This window comes from Streptomyces sp. NPDC050388, from assembly GCF_040655635.1.
Lineage (GTDB): Bacteria > Actinomycetota > Actinomycetes > Streptomycetales > Streptomycetaceae > Streptomyces.
Genome location: NZ_JBFAKH010000020.1, coordinates 85,015 through 103,871, shown reverse-complemented (window position 1 = coordinate 103,871; position 18,857 = coordinate 85,015). Strand labels below are relative to the sequence as shown.

Below are 18,857 nucleotides of genomic sequence, written 5' to 3'. Positions count from 1 at the left end.
CGTTACCGGCGGGGGCCCGGTAGGGCCGGGCGGCTGGTAGTGCTCCAGCGCGGGACGCTGGCGGCGGGGAGGGCGGCCGGGCGACGGGCGACGGCCCGCTGGACGTCGAGCGGCGTCGGGGCCGGTGGGCGCGGCGGGAGGATCGGGGTGAGGCGGGCCATGCCCTCGACGTAGCTGTGGGTGTCCTCGCGCCAGCGGGGCAGGGGGGCGGGGTCGGAGACGCACTCGGTGACGGCCCGGACGAGGGCGACGGGGGTGTCGGTGCTGGCGGTGGCGTACCAGAAGGGGCAGTCAAGGGACTTGCCGGCCCACAGCTGCCAGCGGGCGTCGCGGGTGGTCAGCTCGGCTTCCGGATCGAGGGCCCCGGTGGTGAACTCCAGCCCGGCGAGTCCGTCGGCGGACCGGACGGCGAATACTCCCCAGCGGGGGCGGTCGATCTGCCAGCCGCGGTTGATGAGCGGTACGACCGCGAGGAACGGGTCGCGGTCCTTGCTTCTGGGGTCGGGGGCGGCGAGGTAGGCGTCGGGGCCCTGTTCGTATGCCTTGGCGAGCGCGGTGGTGAAGGCGGTGACGAACTCCGTGGGACAGGAGTCGTTGAAGCAGACGCCCCAGGCCGGCGGTCCGAACGGGTCCTGGTAGGCGTTGATGCGCCACAGGCCGTCGTCCTCACCTTCCGGCAGGTAGCCGAGGGTGACCTTGCGGTCGGGAGCGTTCAGGTAGGCGTTGCCGAGGTCGTCGTTTGCCAGTTCCCAGCCGAGGTCGCGGAGCGGGGTGAAGCCGGGGTCGCCGATCGCGGTGCTGCCGGCGAGGTAGCGCGGGGAGACGTAGACGTCTCCGTCGATGTCGTAGCGCAGGTCGGGCTGAGGGCTCACCGGGCCGCCTGTGTGGTCACGGTGATTTCGTCGGTGGCTGTGTCGAGGCGTTCGTTGACCTCGGTGGTGTCACGGCCGGTGACGATGTAGAACCCGGCCCTGGCGGTGAACAGGTCCCCATCGGGCGGCAGAAGGAGCGGATCGCCGACCTGGTGGGTCCACTGGACCTGCTGCAGCCAGGGGGTGTGGGCGGCGAACGGCTGGTTGATCTTCCGTTCGGTGAGGGTGCCGGAGGCGGCCGGGTAGAGCATGCGGATGCCGGCGGCCCCGCGACGGGTCGGGGTGAGGTCCGGGGTGCGCCCGCAGGCGAGGTCAGCGGCGGCCTTCGGCAGGTCGATGCCGGTGGCGATGCGGACGAGGTGGCCGATCATGTCGCCGCCGATCCTGGCGTTGACCTCGATCAGGCGGGGGCGGCCGTCGACCAGGCGCATCTCGACGTGCTGGATGCCATCGGTGATGCCCAGGGCCCTGATGGCGGCGGAGGCGACTGGGGCGACCAGGGCGAGGAGCGGATCGCGGGCGTCGACGGTGTGCCCCGTCTCGTTGAAGTACGGTGCCGGGCCGAGGCTCTTGCGGGTGACGGCGACGGCGGTGGTCACCCCGTGATGGGTGACGCACTCGACGGAGATCTCCGGGCCGTCGAGGTACTCCTCGACCAGGACCACGGTGTTCTCACGGCTCTGGCTCGCGCCGGCCGAGGCGAACTCGAAGGCGCTGGGCAGTTCTTCGGGCCGGTCGACACGGATCACGCCGATGCTTCCGGCGAAAGCAGCGGGCTTGAACACGGCGGGGTAGCCGATGGTCATCGTCGCCAGCCCGGCCTCCAGCAAGGACCGGGCCGTCCTCGAGGCGGCCGACGGCACCCCGTGGCGGGCGAACAAGGTGCGGGCGATGGCCTTGTTACGGCAGGCCCGCATCACCTCGACGGAGTTCGAGGGCAGACCGAGCGCCCGGGCAAGGCGAGCGGTGGGAACGAGATGCCACTCCGACCAGGTGACGACGCCGGCGAGTTCGTGCCGTGCCGCCAGGGCCCGCCCGGCGGCGAACAGGGCAGTGGTGTCGTGGAGGTCGGCAACGGCATGGTCGACGATGTACGGCTTCTCCCACGACGGCTCGGTGCCGGTGAGCAGGACGACGTCGTAGAAGGCGGCGACCTGCTCCAGACAGTAGCCGCGATAGGTCTGGTCACCGGAATCGACGACGAGCACGAGGGGGCGAGCGGACAAGAAGGGATTCTCCGAATCAATGAAGGACAAGGACGAATAGAGGGGACGCGCTGTCAGGCGGCGCGGCGACGGCGCAGTTCGAAGGCTGCGGCCCACTCGGGATGTGCGGCGATCAGCCGCCTGGCATAGAGGGCGGTGAAGTTGTTGTTCAGCCCGGCTACGCCGTACGGAAGTTGTCGGCGCAGGTCTTCGAAGAGGTTCTTGAGGCCGACGCGTGTGGCACCGGCGGCAAGCCGACGGGCGGTCATGCGTTCCAGGGCGCGGTAGACGTGCGGGTTCTGGGCGTCGAAGGCGTGGAACTGCTCGGTGATGGTGCGAGCACGCGCACGGTTCGGCCCGGGGCAGGCAGAGGGCATGGCGAGTTCTCCACAGGTTGGGGGAAGAGAATCTGGTCAGGTGCGCACGGCGGGGTCTTTGCGCATACGGGTGAAGGCGAGTGCCAGACCGAGGGCTTGCAGGACGCCGCACGCGGTGATGACGTGGCTGAGCGCGTCGGGCGGCGTGAGTGCGGTCAGCACGCCGGCGATGGGAAAGGGCAGCAGGAGGATGAGGATGGTCGCCGACAGGGTGCTGCCGAACCTGTCCGGGGGGATCAGGCGGGAGCGCAGGGTGCGCAGGACTACCGTCATGCCGCCCTCTGCGGCCATCAGGACCGCGACCAGGACCAGGTAGGAGAGGTAGTCGGGGGCCTGGGCGGCGGCCAGGCAGGCGAGCGAGGCGAGAGCGGCGCAGGTGGCGCCAACGGGCCACAGGCCGAGGCGGTCGATCGTGAATCGGCAGGCAGTGACGGTGAGGAGGGTGGCTGCTGCTGCGGCGGACCAGACCAGGCCGACGGCGGTGGTGGACTGCCCGTAGTGGTTGACGACGATCACGGGGCCAGCGGCCTGGAGGAAGCCGATGGCGAGGTTGGAGAGTGTCAGGCCGGTGACGAGCCAGCCGAGTGCCGGTAGGGAACGGATGGTGCGCCAGCCGGTGAGCAGTCCCGCGCCCGTGCTGTTCTTCGACGCGCGGGCCGGGGCGACCGGCGACGGCGGTGTGCGCAACGCGAGCAGCGCGGCGAGCAGCGAGAACACCGTGATCACGGCGAGCATCCGGGGCGGGCCGGCGAGCAGCAGCAGACCCGCCAGCGCCGGGCCGGCCAGGATCGCGGTCTGGTCGATCCCCAGCAGGACGGCCTGCACGCGGTGGGCATGCGCCCCTGCCCTGCGTCCGGCGACAGCGCCTGCGGTCTCGGCCGCGATGTAACTGAACTCCGTGAGCACCCCGGTGACAGCCGCGAGAGCCATCACCGTCACGCTCGCCACGGTGCCGGCCGGATAGAGGGAGAGGACGACCACGCCGACGGCGATCACGAGCGCGCGGCCGAGGGAGGCGAGGAAGAAGACGACCGAGGCCCCGCGCCGGTCGACGACCGCGCCGGCCCACCCGAACGTCGCCAGCCGGGGCACCCATTCCAGGGCGAAGGCCAGACCCGTGAGTGCTGCGGAGCGGGTGATGGCCAGGACCATGAGCGGGATGCCGTAGGTGGACATGGCGGACGCGAGGGCGTCCGCCGTGCGCGGCAGGTAGATGCTGCGGAGCAGTCCTGCAGTGTGGCGGGCGTGCTGGGAGGCGGTGTGCGCCGTCACGCGGCAGGCTCGGACTCGGCGAGCCGAGCGGTCGGCGGGTACGCGTTCAGCCACTGGTACAGCAGTTCGCGGGGTCGGGTCAGGTCCACGTCGGCCTGCGCACCCGGCAGATGGTCGCCTGCCGGGCAGTGGGGGCCATCGGCCGTGACGGGGACGAGTCTCTCGGCCAGGAGACCGAGGGTGTGCTGTACACGGCTGGTGAAGTCCGAAGCCCCGGTCGGGTAGGCGTGGTGCCGGGCCCAACGGGCGGTGGCGTCGTAGACGTCGGCCAGCTCCGAGCCGGCCGTGGTCAGGCCCAGCCCGGCGCCGGGACGGACCCGGATGAGGCCGAGGGCACGGGCCACGTCGGTGGTCTGGTGGAGGTGGTGTGCAGAGAGGTCGGCGAGCGTGCGTGCCAGCCCTCGCGGCGGGATCGGGCCGTTGTCGTCGATCTCGGTGATCAGGCGGATCAAGGGGAGCGAGGACAGCACGGTGACGGTGTCCCGGAGTTCGGCCGTGGTGACGGGGGCAGTCATCGGCGTGGGCCTCCCGCCGGAAGCGCGGCCTTCGGGCGGGCCGTCGCGGCGTGGGAGAACAGGTCGCGGTTCTGCCACGTCGGGGGTGAGGTCTGTCCCACTCGGGTCGGCGCTGACACTCCTGTTGGGACCGGCAGCCGCGATGGGTTGCTGACCCATCTCTTCGGGGTGGCTGCGGCATCCGGGCGTCCCCAGACCGGATGCCGGGCGGCCTGCGCCAGGGGGTGTCCGGCGGACCACGCGGACAGGGCCCCGAAGACGGGCGCCAGGCCGGCGCCCGCGTCGGCCAGGCGGTAGGGCTGCCCGATGCCGTCGGTGTCGACCAGACCGTCGGCCACGAGCTGTCGCAGTGGCGGGTAGATGTTGGTCCAGTCGCTGCTGGGCATGACGATCCTGGCCAGGGCCCGGCCGCTGACCTCTTCGCGGGACTTCAGCACCCACAGGATGGCGGCGGCGTGCCGCCGGGTGAGGAGGGTGAGGCTGTCCTCGATCTGCTCGATCGCGGGCAGCGGCCGGTACGTCTTCTCCAGATGCTCCTCGGCCCAGGTGACGATGAGCGGCAGTACCGGCAGCAGTGCTGCCCCGCGGTCGGTGTGGCCGTAGGTGACGTGACGCGAGGTGTGCTCGGTGCGCTGGACGAGGCCGGCCTCGCACAGGTCCCGCAGCTTGGGGTGGAGCTGACCGTTCTGCAGCCAGGACACCTTGCCCGCTATCTCGCTGTACCGCTGCGGCGGGCCGGAAAGGGCCAGCATGATCCGCACGTTCCATCGCGGAGTGATCATGGCGAGGGCCTCCGTGACCCGGGCGATGTCAGCGTCGGTGTCGGGGGGCAGACCGAGGATGGCCAAGGGAGGAACTCCTGGGTGGGTGAAGGGGGCCGCAGAGGTCAGCGGCTTCGAGCAGCGCTCGCGGCCGGGACGGGAGGGGCGGGCACGGTGGGTACGGCTGGCACGGGGTCCGAGGGCGCCTGGGGCGCGGGGACGCGTCCGAGGCTCTGGAGAACGGCGGAGACCGCCTTGGCCTGGATGTCGCGGACGGCGACCGCTTCGGTGAGCCGGCGGGCGCAGTCGAGAACGTGGGAGACCTCGTGTCCGCCGATCTGCCGCTCGGGATGGACGAGCTGGGCGAGGCGGTCGCGGTGGTAGGCGATGCTCCGCTCGGCGAGGGCGAGGTCGTTGTGCATGCCGAGCAGGGCGGAGAGCATGCCGGGCGGCTGGCCCTGTGCGTGGGTTTCGAGGTCGGCCAACGGTGCGGCGTACAGGTCCTCGATCCGTCCGGCTATCTCGGTGGACGTGAAGTCGGGCAATCGGGGGCTTTCACGGTCGGCGGGCCTGGGCCGCCCTGGCACGCTGCGGTGCCGGGGCTGCGACGGCCGGGGGCAGGGTGGTGGTGACCTTGTGCTGTGCCGGCTGGACGGTCCGGTGCTGGCGGCCGGGAGACGGCATGGTGCGCAGCAGGTCATCGAGCGCGGCGTGGTAGCCGTCGCGGGCATCGAGCGCCGCCTCCAGCCACTGCGCGTCAAAGCGCAGGTCTTTCGCGGAGAGTTCGCCGATGTCGCGGTCGGGCGCCATGGCGTCGTGCACACGGTCGCGGACACGGGCGACCTGCTCCTCGGCCAGGGCGAGGAACGATCGCAGCTCCAGGGCGCGGGTCATCGCCGGAGAGGGATCGGCCCTGGTCACCGTCTTGTACAGCTCGGGGACGGGGGCGCCGAAGACCTCCTGCAGCCGGCCGTCGACGGTACTGGACTTGAGCCGGGCGCTCATCGCTGCGCAACCCTTCCCGTTCGCGGTGCCATTGTCGGCGCAGCCGAGGGCGGGCGCGGAGCGCTGGTCTGCACGGCCGGCCCCTGACGGGTGCCGCGGCCCAGACGGGCGAGGCGTTCGGCAGCGAGATCCTTCTTCCCCGGAGCGCCCGGGTCGAGAAGCCACCGCACGACCAGAGCCCGCCCATCGCGTGCGGCGACGGCCGCGTTGACGCGGTGGGCGAGGCCCATCGTCGGATCGTCCACTTCGCTGGGCTGTGTCTCCAGCGCGGCAAGGAGGGCGTCCTCCGCGCGATCGAGCACCGCCTGGGACTCGGCCAGAAGACCGTGCCACTTGACGACGTCGGTGGCATCAGAGTGGGCAGCCGGTGCCACGGCGACCACGGCCTTCAACTGATCCATGCCCATCCCGAAGCGCGCTTCGATCTGTTCGGTGAGCACGCCCACGACATCCTCTGTGCCGTCAGCTTTCTCGTCGGACAAGGAGAACTCCTCTCTGGAGGGGGCACAGCGGCCCTGTTGTTCACGGGACGGGATTCGATGAACCTGCAAGCAACTCAACGTGGATTTTGTGGCGGCCTTAGACAGATTGGTCACGTCCTTCTCGTGGACCGCGTATGGAAACGGCGAAAGGGACGAACAGCTGCTGGCGGCGGCAGTCGCCACAGCGGGTGTGGTCGCCGCGCTTGCGGTGGGAACCGAAAGCAGTGGCAGAGCAACTGCTCCGAACATCGCAACGGATACGGCAATTCAGGTTGAGCGCACGCGAAAAACCTCCGTACGGGAAATAGGAGCGATTGGGAAGACGTCGGGTTGTTACCCCGGCGCTGTACAAGAGTCCGGAGAATCGCCGGTTTGGCCAACCGGCGATCGTCGGCTATGTTTCACCGCGCCAATCTGCTCTGTTGCTCAGCGCGACCGGCCAAGCATCTTCTCCGAAACCAGGGCTGATGCCATCTCAGCTTTCAAGATCGAGTAGTTGGAGTGCGTGGTCGGTCCGTGACCGGTAGTGGTTGGTGGCGGCGGCGATGTTCGTTCAGCCGGTCTGGCGGATGAGGCCGATGGCGAGGTTTCGGAACGTCACCATTGCGCGGGGCGCGGTTCTGGTGCGGACGTGGGAGGCGTCCTCGGCGAAGGTCACGTCCCGCACGTGGTACAGGGCCTCGGCCTGCCAATGCCCACGGATCAGTTCGGCGAGCTGGGACACGGTGGCCTGCTCGGGGGTGAGGCTGATGACCGCGCAGATCGTCTTGATGGTGATCCTCCCGGTCGTGCGGTCCGTGCGACGGCGCTTGACCTCGATGGCCTGGACGGCGTGCGGAAAGAGCAGGCCAGGCTGGACCGTGCAGACTTTGAGGCGGCGTATCTCGCCTCGCCCGTGCGCCCGTTCGCGGGTGCGGTGCTAAAGCGGGACCTCGCGCCGGGGCAGTCGCCGTAGCTGGCGGCGAAGCTTTTTCTGGTTGCCCTTGACGACGAGCATGCAGTGGGTATCCCAGGCGATGATCTGCTCGGCGTGATCGGTCTGGGTTGTGCATCGCGTCGGCGGTAATGACGTGGCGTGCAGGTCGAGCCGGTCCAGCAGCGGGGCGAAGGGGGGATATGGCGTTGTCGAAGGCGTCACTGTCGATGCGGGACAGCAGGCGGCCCAGGGTGGTGCCGCGTGGGAGGCCCCGAGCCCAATCCCCGTGCACACTTCGGTGGGGGCGTCCGTGGCGAACCGGGCGATGCTGGCCAGGGTGGTCGCCCCACCCAGGACCACGAGCAAGCACAGGGTGATCAGAGAACTCAGCCGGTAACGGCGGCCCCGCACCCGCCTGGGATCCGGGAGCTGGTCCAGCATCACGCGGAGCGAGGTGAGTTCCTCGGGCGGGCGGCATGGATCGATGCCCCCGCAGTGGCGCTGCAGGACTCTGATCAGAGAGGATGACACGCGAACGGGCCCCCTGTTCGTGATCAAAGGCTTCGAGAATCTTGATCATCAGAGGTCGCGTTCGCCATCTCCAACCCAGACAACCAGCCCGTCCCGTCGCAGATAACCGCAATCAGCACGTCTCGCCGAGTGAGAAGGCATCAGCCCTGGCAGCGGGAGGAGCACCTTGGGACTGGCCGTAAGCCTATATCTTGTGTGCATCATTAAAAGACAGGGGGTGTGATGCGGGTTCAGGTCAGCATCGAAACGGGCGATAGCGGTACGGTGATCACCGATTTGTACCGCTGGCTACGCCAGGACGACCAGTTGCGCCGCTATGCCGAGGTGCGACTGTTGCCACCGCGTCAGACAGGCGGCTTCATGAACGCCGTCGAGATCATCGAACTGGTCCTAGGCCAGGGTGTCGCAGTGGCCAACTTCGCTATTGCTTATGCCGTTTGGCGGCGAGGGCGTGCAGCAATAACGCCTGTCACGATCACGGTTGGCGAGGTATCAGTCACAGTGACGGACGGTTCGGAGGAAGCAATTCGGCGAATCGTGGACCTCTTGCAGTCCGAGAGCGGCGAATGATTCTTCCCGATCCTACAAGGTCTCGTGCGGTCTTAATCGGGAGCGACCGCTATCGTCACCTGGCGAACCTGCCTGCTGTGGGCAATAACGTCCGCGAACTCGCCACTTTATTCATGGATCCCAGCCTGTGGGGTCTACCTTCGCAGCACTGCATGGTACTGCACAACCCTTCCTCCGTTGACACCGTGCTGGACGTGGTTCACGATGCGGCGGCTAAGGCGTCGGACTGCCTCGTGGTGTACTTCGCAGGCCACGGGCTGTTGTCTCCCGACGCCGATCTACTGCTCGCTCTACCTGAGTCTGACAACGAGAGGCTATATCGGAGCGTTCCCTACCACCTGCTCCGCCATGAACTGGTCGACACATGCACGGCTTCCAGCCGCGTGGTCATATTGGACTGTTGCTACAGCGGACGCGCGCTGCAGGGCCACATGACCGCATCAGTCGAAGTGGCGGATTGCGCTGACGTTGAGGGCACGTACGTGATGACCGCTTCGTCCGAGACCAAGTTGGCTTGGTCCCCGGAGGGTGAGGAGTTCACGGCCTTCTCAGGCGAACTGGTGAAGGCGCTGACCGAAGGAGTGCCCAATGCGTCGGACCCGCTGGAAATGGGCTCGCTCTTCCAGCATGTGCGCAGGGAACTGGTCGCGAAGGGGCGTCCGGTGCCGCAACAGAGAGCCCGCAATAGCGGACACAGCATCGCGCTGACTCGGAATCGCTGGGCGGCGCCGAAAGTCGCCAATCATATGGACACCCAAACCAAGGACGAACCCCTGCGGCAGGTGGATCTCGCGCTGACACCGGGCACAGGGTTGGCCGACTTGGATCCCGGGCATACGGGGCTGGTCACGATCGAAACGGTACTTTCGTCGCCGATCGAGGGAGCGCCGTCCGACAATGCCCCGGAACCGCCCACGTCGCAGCTCCGGAGCATACTTCTGGGAACTCCCTCCGTCATCACGTTCGTTACCTTCACCCTCTTTATAACAGTTGGGATCTTACTGTGGTTGTTTCTTCCGCAGCGAAATGACGACCAGGTCAGGCCGGCCACCAACCCGTGTAACCTACTCACAAAGGATCAAGCAAAGCTGATTCTCGGAAGCAACGCCTACGAGGCAGAGGGTTCCACCGCGAAGGGAGAATGGGTCAAATACTGCTCCTGGGTGACCACCGACCCGAGAGTCGAATACCCCTATCACCTGACTATGGAACTGCAAACCTATTCCTCACCGGAAAGTGCACGCATCGCCTTCAGTAACCTGAAATTGAAAACCGACCGCACGGAAACACGCTATTGCGACAGCGACGATGTCGCAGAATATTGGAATCCCCTCAATGAAGATATCGGCGACGGAGCCACTTCAGTCACGGGGTATGTCGAAAAAATCGGATACAATAACTGCGGCAAATATCTACTGGCATTCCACAGGGGCTCGAATGTCGTCAATATCACATACGACTTTGCAATCAAGAACCTGTCGGACAGCCAAGACAAACTTCAGCTAGCAGCAATGCGGGCCGACGACGTAGTCAAAAGCCTGGACTGACGCTCCTCGCAACCACTTAACTCGGCGCGAGTAAAGAGGATGCCGCCGTCGGCAAGAGCGAGCGCCACGGAAGAAAACGTTGCCGCTTGGGCCCGTGGTCGGAGTGGAACGCCGAGCCGTCCAGGCCGCGGCGGGTCGCGGCCGCAGGGCGTCTGCGACCAGGCCGGTGCGGATGTGGTCGGCGATGGACCAATCGACGACCTTGCGGCTGAAGCAGTCCAGCACGGTCGCAAAATAGAGGAACTCCCCGCCCACGAGCGGGAGACAGGTGGTGTCGCCCATTTATTTCCGCCCCGGCTCGGTGGCGGTGAAGTCCCACTGGAACAGGTCCGGAACCTGGGAGGCTGTCGGGTCCGGGACGGTGGTGCGGACACGTCTGCGCAGGCGGATGCCGGTGATGGCGAACGTCCGTCTCACCCGGGCGATCCGCTTCTCGTTGACCCGCAGCCCCTTCTCCCGGAACTTGGCGGTCACCCGTGGGGTGCACCGCTGGAGGGCTTCTTCGACCGCGACGAAGCCGCCCTCACGCAGGGTCGGCGCGGGGTCAGGGGGCCATAGGCAGGGCTCCAGGAAATCAGCGGGAGTGATGGTGCGAGGGGTTCTGCGCTGGGCCTGGGAGGCCCGGGATCGCGGTGGGCAGCGGCCCTGGCCTCGGTGCCGGACCGCGGGTGGTGAGCTGCGGGGTGCGGGAGCGGGCTGCATGGGTGCGGGCGCTCAGCGGTCGGCGGGTCATCCCCAGGCGGCGTCCGACCTCGTCGTAGACGTCGTTGCCGGCCCGCGGCCTGACCGCAACGACATGGATCTCCCGTCGATGCGCGGACTCCTCGGGCGCAGGACGCACGCCATAGACGACGCGCCAGTCTTTCCGGGAGTCCACGAACAGCTTGCGGTAGCCCTCCAGGTCGCCCGTGAGCCTGAGCCCGAAGCGCTCGGCGTTCACCACTTCCTGCAGGTAGGCGAGGGTGAGGTCGCGGATGTCGCTGGGGGCCTGGAGGAGATCAGTCAGCGCGCGGGGGTCGAAACTCAGGCCGAAGGCCGCCCGCTGCTGCCCCCCGTTCACGCCGTCAGCTCGTAGGACTCACCGGGCTCGGAAGGTTCCGGTTCGGTCGCCGTCGCCTTCTCCGTACGGGCCGAGGGCGGGGGGCCGGGAAGGATCCGGTGGGCGGGACGCTCCGGGGAGGTCATGCAGGCCGACAGCGGCCCTCCTGGCGCACGGATCGCAGCAATCGCGTGCGTGAGGAAGTCCCGGTGCCACACGAACAGACCGGACAAGCCCGCCTCGGGGTCCTTGTGCTGCTGGTAGGCCAGCCACAGGGCGTGAAGCCACGCCACGACATCGTCGTGCTCCTGCCACTGCAGGCACCAGGGTGCTGCCGTGGTGACCTCCGCCCCGTAGACGGGCAGGAGAAAGTCGTCGACCCAGTCCGACAAGGCATCGAGTTCGTCCTCGCGTTCCTCCCCGTCCAGCTCCAGAATCGGGCGCGGCTCCGGCGGCGCCACCAGAGGTGGCCCGCCGAGCCCCGGCATACCGAACGCCGCGAACGGCGAGGAACCGCCGGGGGCCGGCGCGGAGGCCAGATGGTCGAGCTGCTGCGCCTGCTGCGCCGACTGTTCCATCAGTCGCCGGACGCTGGCCTCGATCCCCTCCAGTTGGGGATCTGGGATACGGACCGGCTCCAACTCCCCGTCAGCCGGGGGTTCTACGGGTTCGGACATGAAGAGGGTGGCCTCCTGGAAGACGTGGAAACGGGGAAGGAAGCGGTGACGAGCAGACCACCCGTCGGACCATGGATGAGGCGTGGCGAGGCGCCTCCCTTGGCCAGGAGATGGCGCCGGTTACCGCCGCAGGGAAATGCCGTTGCGGCGTCAGACGGTGAGGACCATGTCGTCCTGGGTGAGGGTTTCGCGGATCGTCTCCGTGAGCCGGTCGGTCGCGATGGACGCGTAGTGCTCGGTCTTCTCCACGCCGATGAAGTCCCTGCCTTCAAGCAGGGCGGCGACGCCCGTGGAGCCGGAGCCGGCGCAGAAGTCGAGCACTGTGCCGCCTTCGGGGCTGATCTTGACCAGCTCGCGCATTACCTCGACGGGCTTCTGGGTGATGTGCTGGCGCTTCGCCCCTGACGGCTGCGAGGCCGAGTACATGCCGGGCAGGTAGACCGGGTTCCGGGAGCCATCGATCGGTCCCTTCGATGCCCAGACGATGAACTCGCAGTTCTGGGTGAACCTGCCGCGTTGTGGCCTGGCCTGCGGCTTGTGCCAGGCCAGCACTCCCCGCCACAGCCAGCCGGCGGCCTGGATCGCGTCCGTCGTGGTGGGGAGCTGGCGCCAGTCGGTGAACAGGAGCGCGGTGCCGCCGGTGCGGGTGAGCCGGTGGGCTTCGGTCATGATCTGCGTCAGCCAGAACCCGTACGACCTTTGGTCCATGTTCTCGCCGGTGAAGTCGGCCAGGGTGTGCTTGGCATCGGCGGAGGTGTACTTCTGCTTCGCCGAGCGGCTGGTGCGTTCCTTCGCGGTTCGTCCGCCTGAGTTGTACGGCGGGTCGGTGATCACGGAGTCGACGCAGTCGTCCGGCAGATCGGCGAGAACGGCGAGGGCGTCGCCCTGGTGCAGGGAAAAAGGCAAAGAAGAACCCCGATTCGGGTGTGGAAGCGCGGAGGGAACTACCCATCTCGCGTGCGAGTCCCCGCGAGCCGAATCGGGCGTGCAGAAGCCCGGGGCCACAGACCGGAGAGGCGAGGGAAGTTCCAAAACTGTAGAGGCGAATTCGCCGACGCCCAAGAAGTCCGTTGCCGAGGTGTCGGATTCCGGTACCTCACGCCGGCTTTTTGGTCAACGGCCGATCCGGGCCTACTGTTTTTGAACCGCCTGGCGCACACCGTCGCCGACTTCCCCACCCCATGTCTCTCGGAGGTTCCCCCCTGCCCCGGCACACCTAGCTCACCTGCCGGCCCGCCGAGCAAGCGGCAACTCGCCCGCGCTGGCCAGCACCCCCGATCACCCACCTCGGCCGCCGTGCCCCTTCCACCACGCCACGCGCACACGGCGCGCCGGACACCGCACCGCAAGGACACCCGCATGACATCTCGCTGCCCTCCCCTGCCCGGACGTCGTGAGCGGCGAGCGGACCGCACGGGTTGAAGGCGCTCGCCGCCGGCATCGGTGCCGTCTGTCTCTCCCCCTTCCTTCTCGGCGGCGCGGCCATGATGATGGCCAGCTCCAGCGAAGCCGCCACCACCAGCACCATCAGTCAGTGCCTCCCCGACCTGGACATCGGCAAGGTCACCGAGCAGGTCACCAAGATCCTCGACGGCGCGGAGGCATCCGACGTCCGCATCGAGGGCCTGGACCTGCCCGGTGAGCAGGTCCCGCACGCCCAGACCATCGTCGCCACCGGCATCAGCCTGCAGGTTCCCCGGCGGGGGCAGATCGTCGCGCTGGCCACCGCGATGCAGGAGAGTCGGCTGCGCAACCTCGCCTACGGCGACCGCGACTCGCTCGGCCTGTTCCAGCAGCGGCCCAGCCAGGGGTGGGGCACCGCCGGGCAGATCCGTGACCCCGTGTACGCGTCCGAGCGGTTCTACAAGGCGCTTCTGCAGGTGAGCGGCTGGCAGCAGCTGACCGTCACGCAGGCCGCGCAGGCCGTGCAGAAATCCGGCTACCCGGACGCATACGCCCAGTGGGAGCCGCTTGCCACCGCGCTGCAGCAGGCCATCGCCGCGGCCTTCCCCGGCGGCAGCAACGATGACGCCGCCTCCGGCACCGAGCCATCGCCCACCGCGTCCGGCTGTGGCACGGCAGGCGACGGCTCGTCGTTCGGGAACATCCCCGAGGGCGAAGTCCCGAAGGGGTACAAGATCCCGAAGGACACCGACCCGCGAGCCCGAAAGGCGATCGTCTGGGCGCTGCACCAGCTCGGCACGATGTACCAGTGGGGCGGCTCGTGCACGGCCCCGCACGGCCCCGACCCGATGGGCCGCTGCGACTGCAGCTCACTGATGCAGCAGGCGTACAAGCAGGTCGGCATCGCCCTCACCCGCACCACCTACACGCAGATCTCCGACGGCAAGGCCGTCTCGGTGAAGGCCCTCGAGCCCGGCGACCTGGTCTTCAGCCGGGGAAGCGCCGCCCGCCCCGAGCACGTCGCGATGTACATCGGCGAGGGGCTGGTCATCGAAGCCCCGCGCACCGGTAAGCCCGTGCGGATCGCACCGATCACGAGCATGGACGTTCTCACCGCCCGCCGCGTCGCCTGACGCCGGCCTCCTCGCGCCGGTCGCGCACTTTTCTCCCCTCGCCCAACTTCACGCCTGCCGGGCCTTGTTGGCCTGCGTACACAAGGAGCCCGCCATTCCCGTGTCACCACTCGCCGACCGCTTCATCCAGCTCGCCTACGACCCAGGCATCACCCCTGCGGACGGCGGCCTGCCGGGCCTGGCCGTACTGAAGAACGTCGTCAACTCGATCAACCTGTTCGGCATCGTGGCCGTCGTCGGAGCCCTCGCCGTCAGCCTCGCGGTCTGGGCATGGGGCCACCACACCGGCGGCCACCAGGCCGAGGCCAACGGCAAGAAGGGCGCCACCGTCGCTGCCGGCGCCGCGCTCGGCCTCGGCGCCGCGAACGGCGTCGTGGCGTTCTTCTCCGCCCTGGGCTCGCAGGTCCACTGATGCGGAGGCACTTCTTCGAATACGGCACCGGCTGGCCACCCAACCGCCGCATCGCCCTCGTGGCGATCGGGCTGGCGTGCCTGCTGACCGCCGCTGCCGCGACCGCCTTCTTCACCGGCCGGGACGAGCAGCACGACGCTCCCTCCAGCGCCCCGTCACCGAAGCGGAGTTCCGCTCCGCAGAAAGAGGAGCCGGCCGCCGAGACCGGCCCGGTGGCCCGCCCACCGCGGATATCCGATCCGGTCCAGTTCGCCAAGGCCGCCGCCGAGATGCTCTGGACGTACGACACCCGCACCACCAGCCACGATCAGCAACTCGCAGGCATGGAGGCGTGGATGACGAAGGAGGGCCAGTACAACGACTGGGCCTCGGTCTCCGCGCAGATGCCAGACCCCCTCCTGTGGTCGCGGATGGCTGACCAGAAGCAGCACGCCAGCGCCACCGTTGCCGAGGCCCACTACCCGGCTGCCTTCAAGCAGGCACTGGCGGAGAACCCCTCGGAAATCACCAAGGCGTACATCTATGCCGTCACCGTCACCGGCAAGCAGACCATCGCCTGGGCCAGGGGCGGCGGCGGAGCGGAAGACCGCTCGATCACTCTCGCCGTGCAGTGCCGCCCGTCCCACGACTGCTCGCTCGTCGCCATCGCCCCGCGCGTCGCGCCCTGACCGAAAGGAGTCCCCATGGGGTTCTGTGATCTCCCCCTCGCGGACAAGGTCTGCGCGGTCGGTGAGGCCGTGGACTTCGCCTCCGACCCGGGCAAGGCCATCGGCGACTGGATGGCCAAGTCCGCGGGCGAACTCGCCGCCGCCTCCGCCGATCTGGCGGCGAAGGCCGTCGACAGCACGACCCGCGTCGACCTCAACGCGGGTTGGTTCCGCGACAACTACGAGATGATCCTGCCGATCGGCCTCGTGCTGCTGGTCGCCACGTTCTGCGCCCAGCTCATCCGGGCCGCCGTCCGCCGCGACGGACAGGCGCTCACGCAGGCGTTCGCCGGCACCATGTCCGGTGTCCTGTTCTCGTTCGCCGCCATCGCCCTGACAACCGTCGCCATTGAAGTGGTCGACGCGCTGTCCGCCGGCCTGTTCAAAGCCGCGAACCTGAACATCGAGACCGCAGTACGCCGCATCGTCAAGGTCGGCCAACTCCCCGCGCTCTCGGGCCTGGGATGGCTCGTGATGGTCTTTGTCTCGCTCGGCGCAGCCATCGGCGCCGTTCTCTACTGGTGCGTGATGATGGTGCGCAAGGTGGGCATTCTGGTCATGGTCACCTTGGCTGTTTTCGCCGGTGCCGGGGGCGGCTGGGAAGCCACACGCCGCTGGCGCAAGGGCTGGATCGAGGCCACTGCCACGTTGGTCGTCAGCAAGCTCTTGATGACGATCATCTTCGTGCTCGGCATCGCCGCGATGGGCGAGACCGAGGCCAAGGACGGTCTGGCCGCACTCGCCGACGTCCTCGCAGGCATTGTGATCATGGTGTTGGTCCTGCTTTGCCCGTACGCGACCTTCAAGTTCGTCCACTGGGCTGCTGAGAGCAGCGACGGAGAGTCTCTGCACCGTGCCGGCGGAGCTGGTGCCCAGCTCGCCAAGCAACACGCCGAACGCGCCGGGAAGAAGGCCGCCGCAGCCGCAGCCACCGCCGGAACCGGCGGCGCCGCGGCCGGAGCCGGCGCAGGTGCGGGGGCCGCTCCGCAGGGACCGGACTCCATCCCCGGCGGCGGAGGTTTCCCCGGCGACATCGCCCCCGCCTCGGCCGGCGGAGACCAGGACAGTTCCCACAGCGGAGGCCCGGGCGTCTCGCCCGGCGGTGACTCCGTCAAGTCCGGCCTGGAAAAGGCGGTCCAGCCGCCTCCCACCAGCGTCACCGACGACACCAGCGGCCAGATGGGCGGCAGCCCGGGAACGGGGGGCTCCGGACAGGGCGCTGCGGAAGACCAGGCCGGCGGATGGCAGTCCAGCCCGCCGACCACGACCCCGCCGCCGCAGGGCGCCCCGCCGTCCGCCGGCATGCAGAACTCCGGCACGAACGGGTCGGCCTCGCCGCCGCCTTCCCCGACCGGCCTCTGACCACCTGCCCAACCCCTGGGGTGGGAGGTGCCTCACCTCCCACCCCAGGCCCCGCGCCTCCAGGACCACCTCTTGTCCGATCTCTCCATCGCTCCGGTCACGGTGAAGTTCCCGCACCGGTCCCGCCGCGGCATCCTCCTCGGTCTCACCCTTCCCCAACTCGTTCTCGTCTCCTCGGCCCTGGCACTGTTGCTGGTGACGGTCGTCTCCACCGGGCTGCTCGGTGCCATCGCTCTGACCCCGCTGTGGGCGGCTGTCGCAGCCCTGGTCGCGGTCCGCCGGCATGGTCGGTCCCTGATCGACTGGGCTCCGGTCGTCGCCCGCTACGCGCACCGCCGCCGCACCGGGCAGACCCTGTGGCTCGCCCGGCCCGTCACCCGGCCCCGGCAGGACGGCGTCCTCCACCTGCCCGGCAGCGCCGCCTCCCTCAAGGTCGTCACCCCGGGCGACTCCGCCAACCAGGCCGCGGCCGTCCACGACCCGCACCAGCAGACGCTCACAGCCATCGCCCGCGTTTCCTCCCGGGCCTTCGTCCTGCTCGATCCGGCCACGCAGAACCACAACGTGAACGGCTGGGGTCGTGCGCTCGCCGGCATCGCCCGCACCGGGAACGTCGCCACCGTGCAGGTCCTGGAGCGCACCGTCCCCGACTCCGGCGACACCCTCGCCCGGCACTGGTCCCAGCACGGCCGTCCGGAAACCCCGGTCGCCGGACAGGTCTACTCCGAACTGGTCGCCGCCGCCGGCCCCGCCGCCGCCCCGCACGAGACGTACGTCGCGATCTCCCTCGACCTCAAGGCTGCCCGACGCCTGATATCGCAGGCAGGCGGGGGGCTGCCCGGAGCCTTCACCGTCATGGAGCAGACCACGGCCAGCGTCGCCCAGGCCGCCCGGAACGCAGGACTGGTGATCACCGGATGGCTGAGTGCCCGGGAGATCGCCGCCGTCATCCGCACCGCCTACGACCCCAAAGCCCTCTCCGCCCTGCAGCAGTGGTCCGAGACCGGCCGTGCGGCAGCTGACCCCGCAGCCGCTGGGCCCGTCGTCCAGGTCGAGGAGCACGACCGGGTCGCCACGGACAGCGCGCGGCATGCGACGTACTGGGTGGAGAACTGGCCGAGGATCGAGATGGGCGCCGGGTTCCTGCACGGTCTGATGTTCACTGCCGGTGTCCGCCGCTGCCTCTCCCTCATCTACGTCCCCCAGAAGCTCGAGTCCGCGCTGCGCGACGTCCAGCGCAAGAAGGCACAGATCATCGCGGACGCCAACGAGCGTGTCCGGCGCGGCCAGGTCGACAACGAAGAGGACTCCGTCGAGTACGCCGACGTCAAACAGCGCGAACGGCAGCTCATCGCCGGGCACGCCGACGTCGCCCTGACCGGTCTGGTCACCGTCACCGCCGGGACCGACGCCCTCCTCGACGCCGCCTGCGCGCAGATCGAGACCGCCGCCGTCACCGCCGGCGTCGACCTGCGCCGCCTCAACTACCAGCAGTCCGAAGCCTTCTCCGTCGCCGCACTGCCGCTGGCCCGCACCATCCTCTGACCCCGCCGCCCTCCGCACCGATACGGCGGCAGGAAGGACCCCGTCCCTTTGATCTCTCCTCCGCGTGCCGACGACGCGCACCCCTACCTCCGCGCTTCCACCGCCGGCATTCGCCACCACGCCCGCACCCTGGACCGGTCGGTGCCGCCGGAGCCGGTGGACCGCCTCCACCTCGACGTACTCCACGCCCACCTCACTGCGCTCCACCGGCTCCTCGACCAGCTCGCCGAGACAGCGCGTTCCCCCTATCCCGGCGCCGGGCGGCACCTCGCCGCCGCGCACACCCGGCTGTGGCAGGCCACCGCCGAGGTCCACGCGGCCTTCCACCTGCTGCCGGCCGCGACCACGGAATCCACCGAGTGCCACCCCGAGCGGCTACCGGAAGGACCACCGGTCCTCACGATCTGCCAGCGCCACCTCGCCGCCGGACACATCGTCCGCCGCAAGACCACCCCCACCGACCTCAACCGCCCGCCGCACACCACCGCATGCGTGCGATGAGCATCACCTGCCGAAACGAGGGCC

The 18,857-nt window shown here is 68.9% G+C and carries 23 protein-coding genes; 8 read left to right on the top strand and 15 right to left on the bottom strand.

All coding sequences use genetic code 11. The features are described 5' to 3' along the window. Positions 1-2: 2 nt before the first annotated feature. The 11 genes from AB0I73_RS14385 to AB0I73_RS14335 all read right to left on the bottom strand — a co-directional run bounded on the left by AB0I73_RS14385 (position 3) and on the right by AB0I73_RS14335 (position 7,936). Positions 3-872, bottom strand: coding sequence for a DUF317 domain-containing protein (locus tag AB0I73_RS14385; RefSeq protein WP_363037134.1), 870 nt, complete (start codon positions 870-872; stop codon positions 3-5). After that, positions 869-2,098: an ATP-grasp domain-containing protein gene (locus AB0I73_RS14380; protein ID WP_363037132.1), complete on the bottom strand. Its 1,230-nt coding sequence runs from the start codon at positions 2,096-2,098 to the stop codon at positions 869-871. The genes AB0I73_RS14385 and AB0I73_RS14380 overlap by 4 nt, the downstream gene beginning before the upstream one ends. 53 nt (positions 2,099-2,151) lie before the next feature. Beyond that, the gene (locus tag AB0I73_RS14375) at positions 2,152-2,454 is read right to left on the bottom strand and encodes a hypothetical protein (protein ID WP_363037130.1); all 303 of its coding nucleotides are present in this window, start codon (positions 2,452-2,454) and stop codon (positions 2,152-2,154) included. A 36-nt stretch (positions 2,455-2,490) separates the two neighbouring features. Beyond that, positions 2,491-3,726 carry an MFS transporter gene (locus AB0I73_RS14370; RefSeq protein ID WP_363037128.1) on the bottom strand — a complete coding sequence of 412 codons (1,236 nt, stop codon included), beginning with the start codon at positions 3,724-3,726 and terminating at the stop codon, positions 2,491-2,493. Beyond that, positions 3,723-4,241 (bottom strand): hypothetical protein, encoded by a 519-nt coding sequence (locus tag AB0I73_RS14365; protein ID WP_363037126.1) that lies wholly within the window; start codon positions 4,239-4,241, stop codon positions 3,723-3,725. The genes AB0I73_RS14370 and AB0I73_RS14365 overlap by 4 nt, the downstream gene beginning before the upstream one ends. Beyond that, complete coding sequence (locus AB0I73_RS14360; RefSeq protein WP_363037124.1) at positions 4,238-5,089, bottom strand: winged helix-turn-helix transcriptional regulator; 852 nt, start codon at positions 5,087-5,089, stop codon at positions 4,238-4,240. Before AB0I73_RS14360 ends, AB0I73_RS14365 begins: the two co-directional genes overlap by 4 nt. A gap of 38 nt (positions 5,090-5,127) precedes the next feature. Further along, the gene (locus AB0I73_RS14355) at positions 5,128-5,547 is read right to left on the bottom strand and encodes a hypothetical protein (protein WP_363037122.1); all 420 of its coding nucleotides are present in this window, start codon (positions 5,545-5,547) and stop codon (positions 5,128-5,130) included. Between the two features lie 10 nt (positions 5,548-5,557). Beyond that, complete coding sequence (locus AB0I73_RS14350; RefSeq protein ID WP_363037120.1) at positions 5,558-6,007, bottom strand: hypothetical protein; 450 nt, start codon at positions 6,005-6,007, stop codon at positions 5,558-5,560. Continuing rightward, a complete protein-coding gene (locus AB0I73_RS14345) occupies positions 6,004-6,489 on the bottom strand; it encodes a hypothetical protein (protein WP_363037118.1) in 486 nt (161 codons plus the stop codon). The genes AB0I73_RS14350 and AB0I73_RS14345 overlap by 4 nt, the downstream gene beginning before the upstream one ends. A gap of 553 nt (positions 6,490-7,042) precedes the next feature. Further along, a complete protein-coding gene (locus AB0I73_RS14340) occupies positions 7,043-7,309 on the bottom strand; it encodes a transposase (protein WP_363037166.1) in 267 nt (88 codons plus the stop codon). Positions 7,310-7,408: 99 nt separating this feature from the next. Beyond that, a complete protein-coding gene (locus AB0I73_RS14335; RefSeq protein ID WP_363037116.1) occupies positions 7,409-7,936 on the bottom strand; it encodes a transposase family protein in 528 nt (175 codons plus the stop codon). Between the two features lie 222 nt (positions 7,937-8,158). On the opposite strand from AB0I73_RS14335, the gene AB0I73_RS14330 reads away from it, so the two are divergent. Both AB0I73_RS14330 and AB0I73_RS14325 read left to right on the top strand, forming a co-directional pair. Then, the gene (locus AB0I73_RS14330) at positions 8,159-8,506 is read left to right on the top strand and encodes a hypothetical protein (RefSeq protein WP_363037114.1); all 348 of its coding nucleotides are present in this window, start codon (positions 8,159-8,161) and stop codon (positions 8,504-8,506) included. Beyond that, the gene (locus AB0I73_RS14325) at positions 8,503-10,053 is read left to right on the top strand and encodes a caspase family protein (RefSeq protein ID WP_363037112.1); all 1,551 of its coding nucleotides are present in this window, start codon (positions 8,503-8,505) and stop codon (positions 10,051-10,053) included. The genes AB0I73_RS14330 and AB0I73_RS14325 overlap by 4 nt, the downstream gene beginning before the upstream one ends. A gap of 282 nt (positions 10,054-10,335) precedes the next feature. Here AB0I73_RS14325 and AB0I73_RS14320 read toward each other — a convergent pair whose 3' ends face one another. The 4 genes from AB0I73_RS14320 to AB0I73_RS14305 form a co-directional block, all read right to left on the bottom strand. Further along, positions 10,336-10,527, bottom strand: a complete 192-nt coding sequence (locus AB0I73_RS14320; protein WP_363037110.1) for a hypothetical protein — start codon at positions 10,525-10,527, stop codon at positions 10,336-10,338. A gap of 100 nt (positions 10,528-10,627) precedes the next feature. Then, positions 10,628-11,113: a hypothetical protein gene (locus AB0I73_RS14315; protein WP_363037108.1), complete on the bottom strand. Its 486-nt coding sequence runs from the start codon at positions 11,111-11,113 to the stop codon at positions 10,628-10,630. Then, on the bottom strand, positions 11,110-11,670 hold the full coding sequence (locus AB0I73_RS14310) for a DUF4913 domain-containing protein (protein WP_363037164.1): 561 nt from the start codon (positions 11,668-11,670) through the stop codon (positions 11,110-11,112). Before AB0I73_RS14310 ends, AB0I73_RS14315 begins: the two co-directional genes overlap by 4 nt. 249 nt (positions 11,671-11,919) lie before the next feature. Beyond that, positions 11,920-12,675: a site-specific DNA-methyltransferase gene (locus AB0I73_RS14305; RefSeq protein WP_363037106.1), complete on the bottom strand. Its 756-nt coding sequence runs from the start codon at positions 12,673-12,675 to the stop codon at positions 11,920-11,922. Between the two features lie 512 nt (positions 12,676-13,187). On the opposite strand from AB0I73_RS14305, the gene AB0I73_RS14300 reads away from it, so the two are divergent. The 6 genes from AB0I73_RS14300 to AB0I73_RS14275 all read left to right on the top strand — a co-directional run bounded on the left by AB0I73_RS14300 (position 13,188) and on the right by AB0I73_RS14275 (position 18,833). Then, entirely contained in the window at positions 13,188-14,306 is a 1,119-nt protein-coding gene (locus tag AB0I73_RS14300) for an NlpC/P60 family protein (RefSeq protein ID WP_363037104.1), read from the top strand. Between the two features lie 94 nt (positions 14,307-14,400). Next, positions 14,401-14,718 (top strand): DUF6112 family protein, encoded by a 318-nt coding sequence (locus tag AB0I73_RS14295; protein ID WP_363037162.1) that lies wholly within the window; start codon positions 14,401-14,403, stop codon positions 14,716-14,718. Beyond that, positions 14,718-15,386: a hypothetical protein gene (locus AB0I73_RS14290; protein ID WP_363037102.1), complete on the top strand. Its 669-nt coding sequence runs from the start codon at positions 14,718-14,720 to the stop codon at positions 15,384-15,386. Before AB0I73_RS14295 ends, AB0I73_RS14290 begins: the two co-directional genes overlap by 1 nt. A gap of 15 nt (positions 15,387-15,401) precedes the next feature. After that, positions 15,402-16,787, top strand: coding sequence for an ATP-binding protein (locus AB0I73_RS14285; RefSeq protein ID WP_363037100.1), 1,386 nt, complete (start codon positions 15,402-15,404; stop codon positions 16,785-16,787). A gap of 72 nt (positions 16,788-16,859) precedes the next feature. Beyond that, the gene (locus AB0I73_RS14280) at positions 16,860-18,332 is read left to right on the top strand and encodes an SCO6880 family protein (protein WP_363037098.1); all 1,473 of its coding nucleotides are present in this window, start codon (positions 16,860-16,862) and stop codon (positions 18,330-18,332) included. A gap of 48 nt (positions 18,333-18,380) precedes the next feature. Next, positions 18,381-18,833 carry a DUF6238 family protein gene (locus AB0I73_RS14275; protein ID WP_363037096.1) on the top strand — a complete coding sequence of 151 codons (453 nt, stop codon included), beginning with the start codon at positions 18,381-18,383 and terminating at the stop codon, positions 18,831-18,833. The last annotated feature ends 24 nt before the right edge of the window (positions 18,834-18,857 follow it).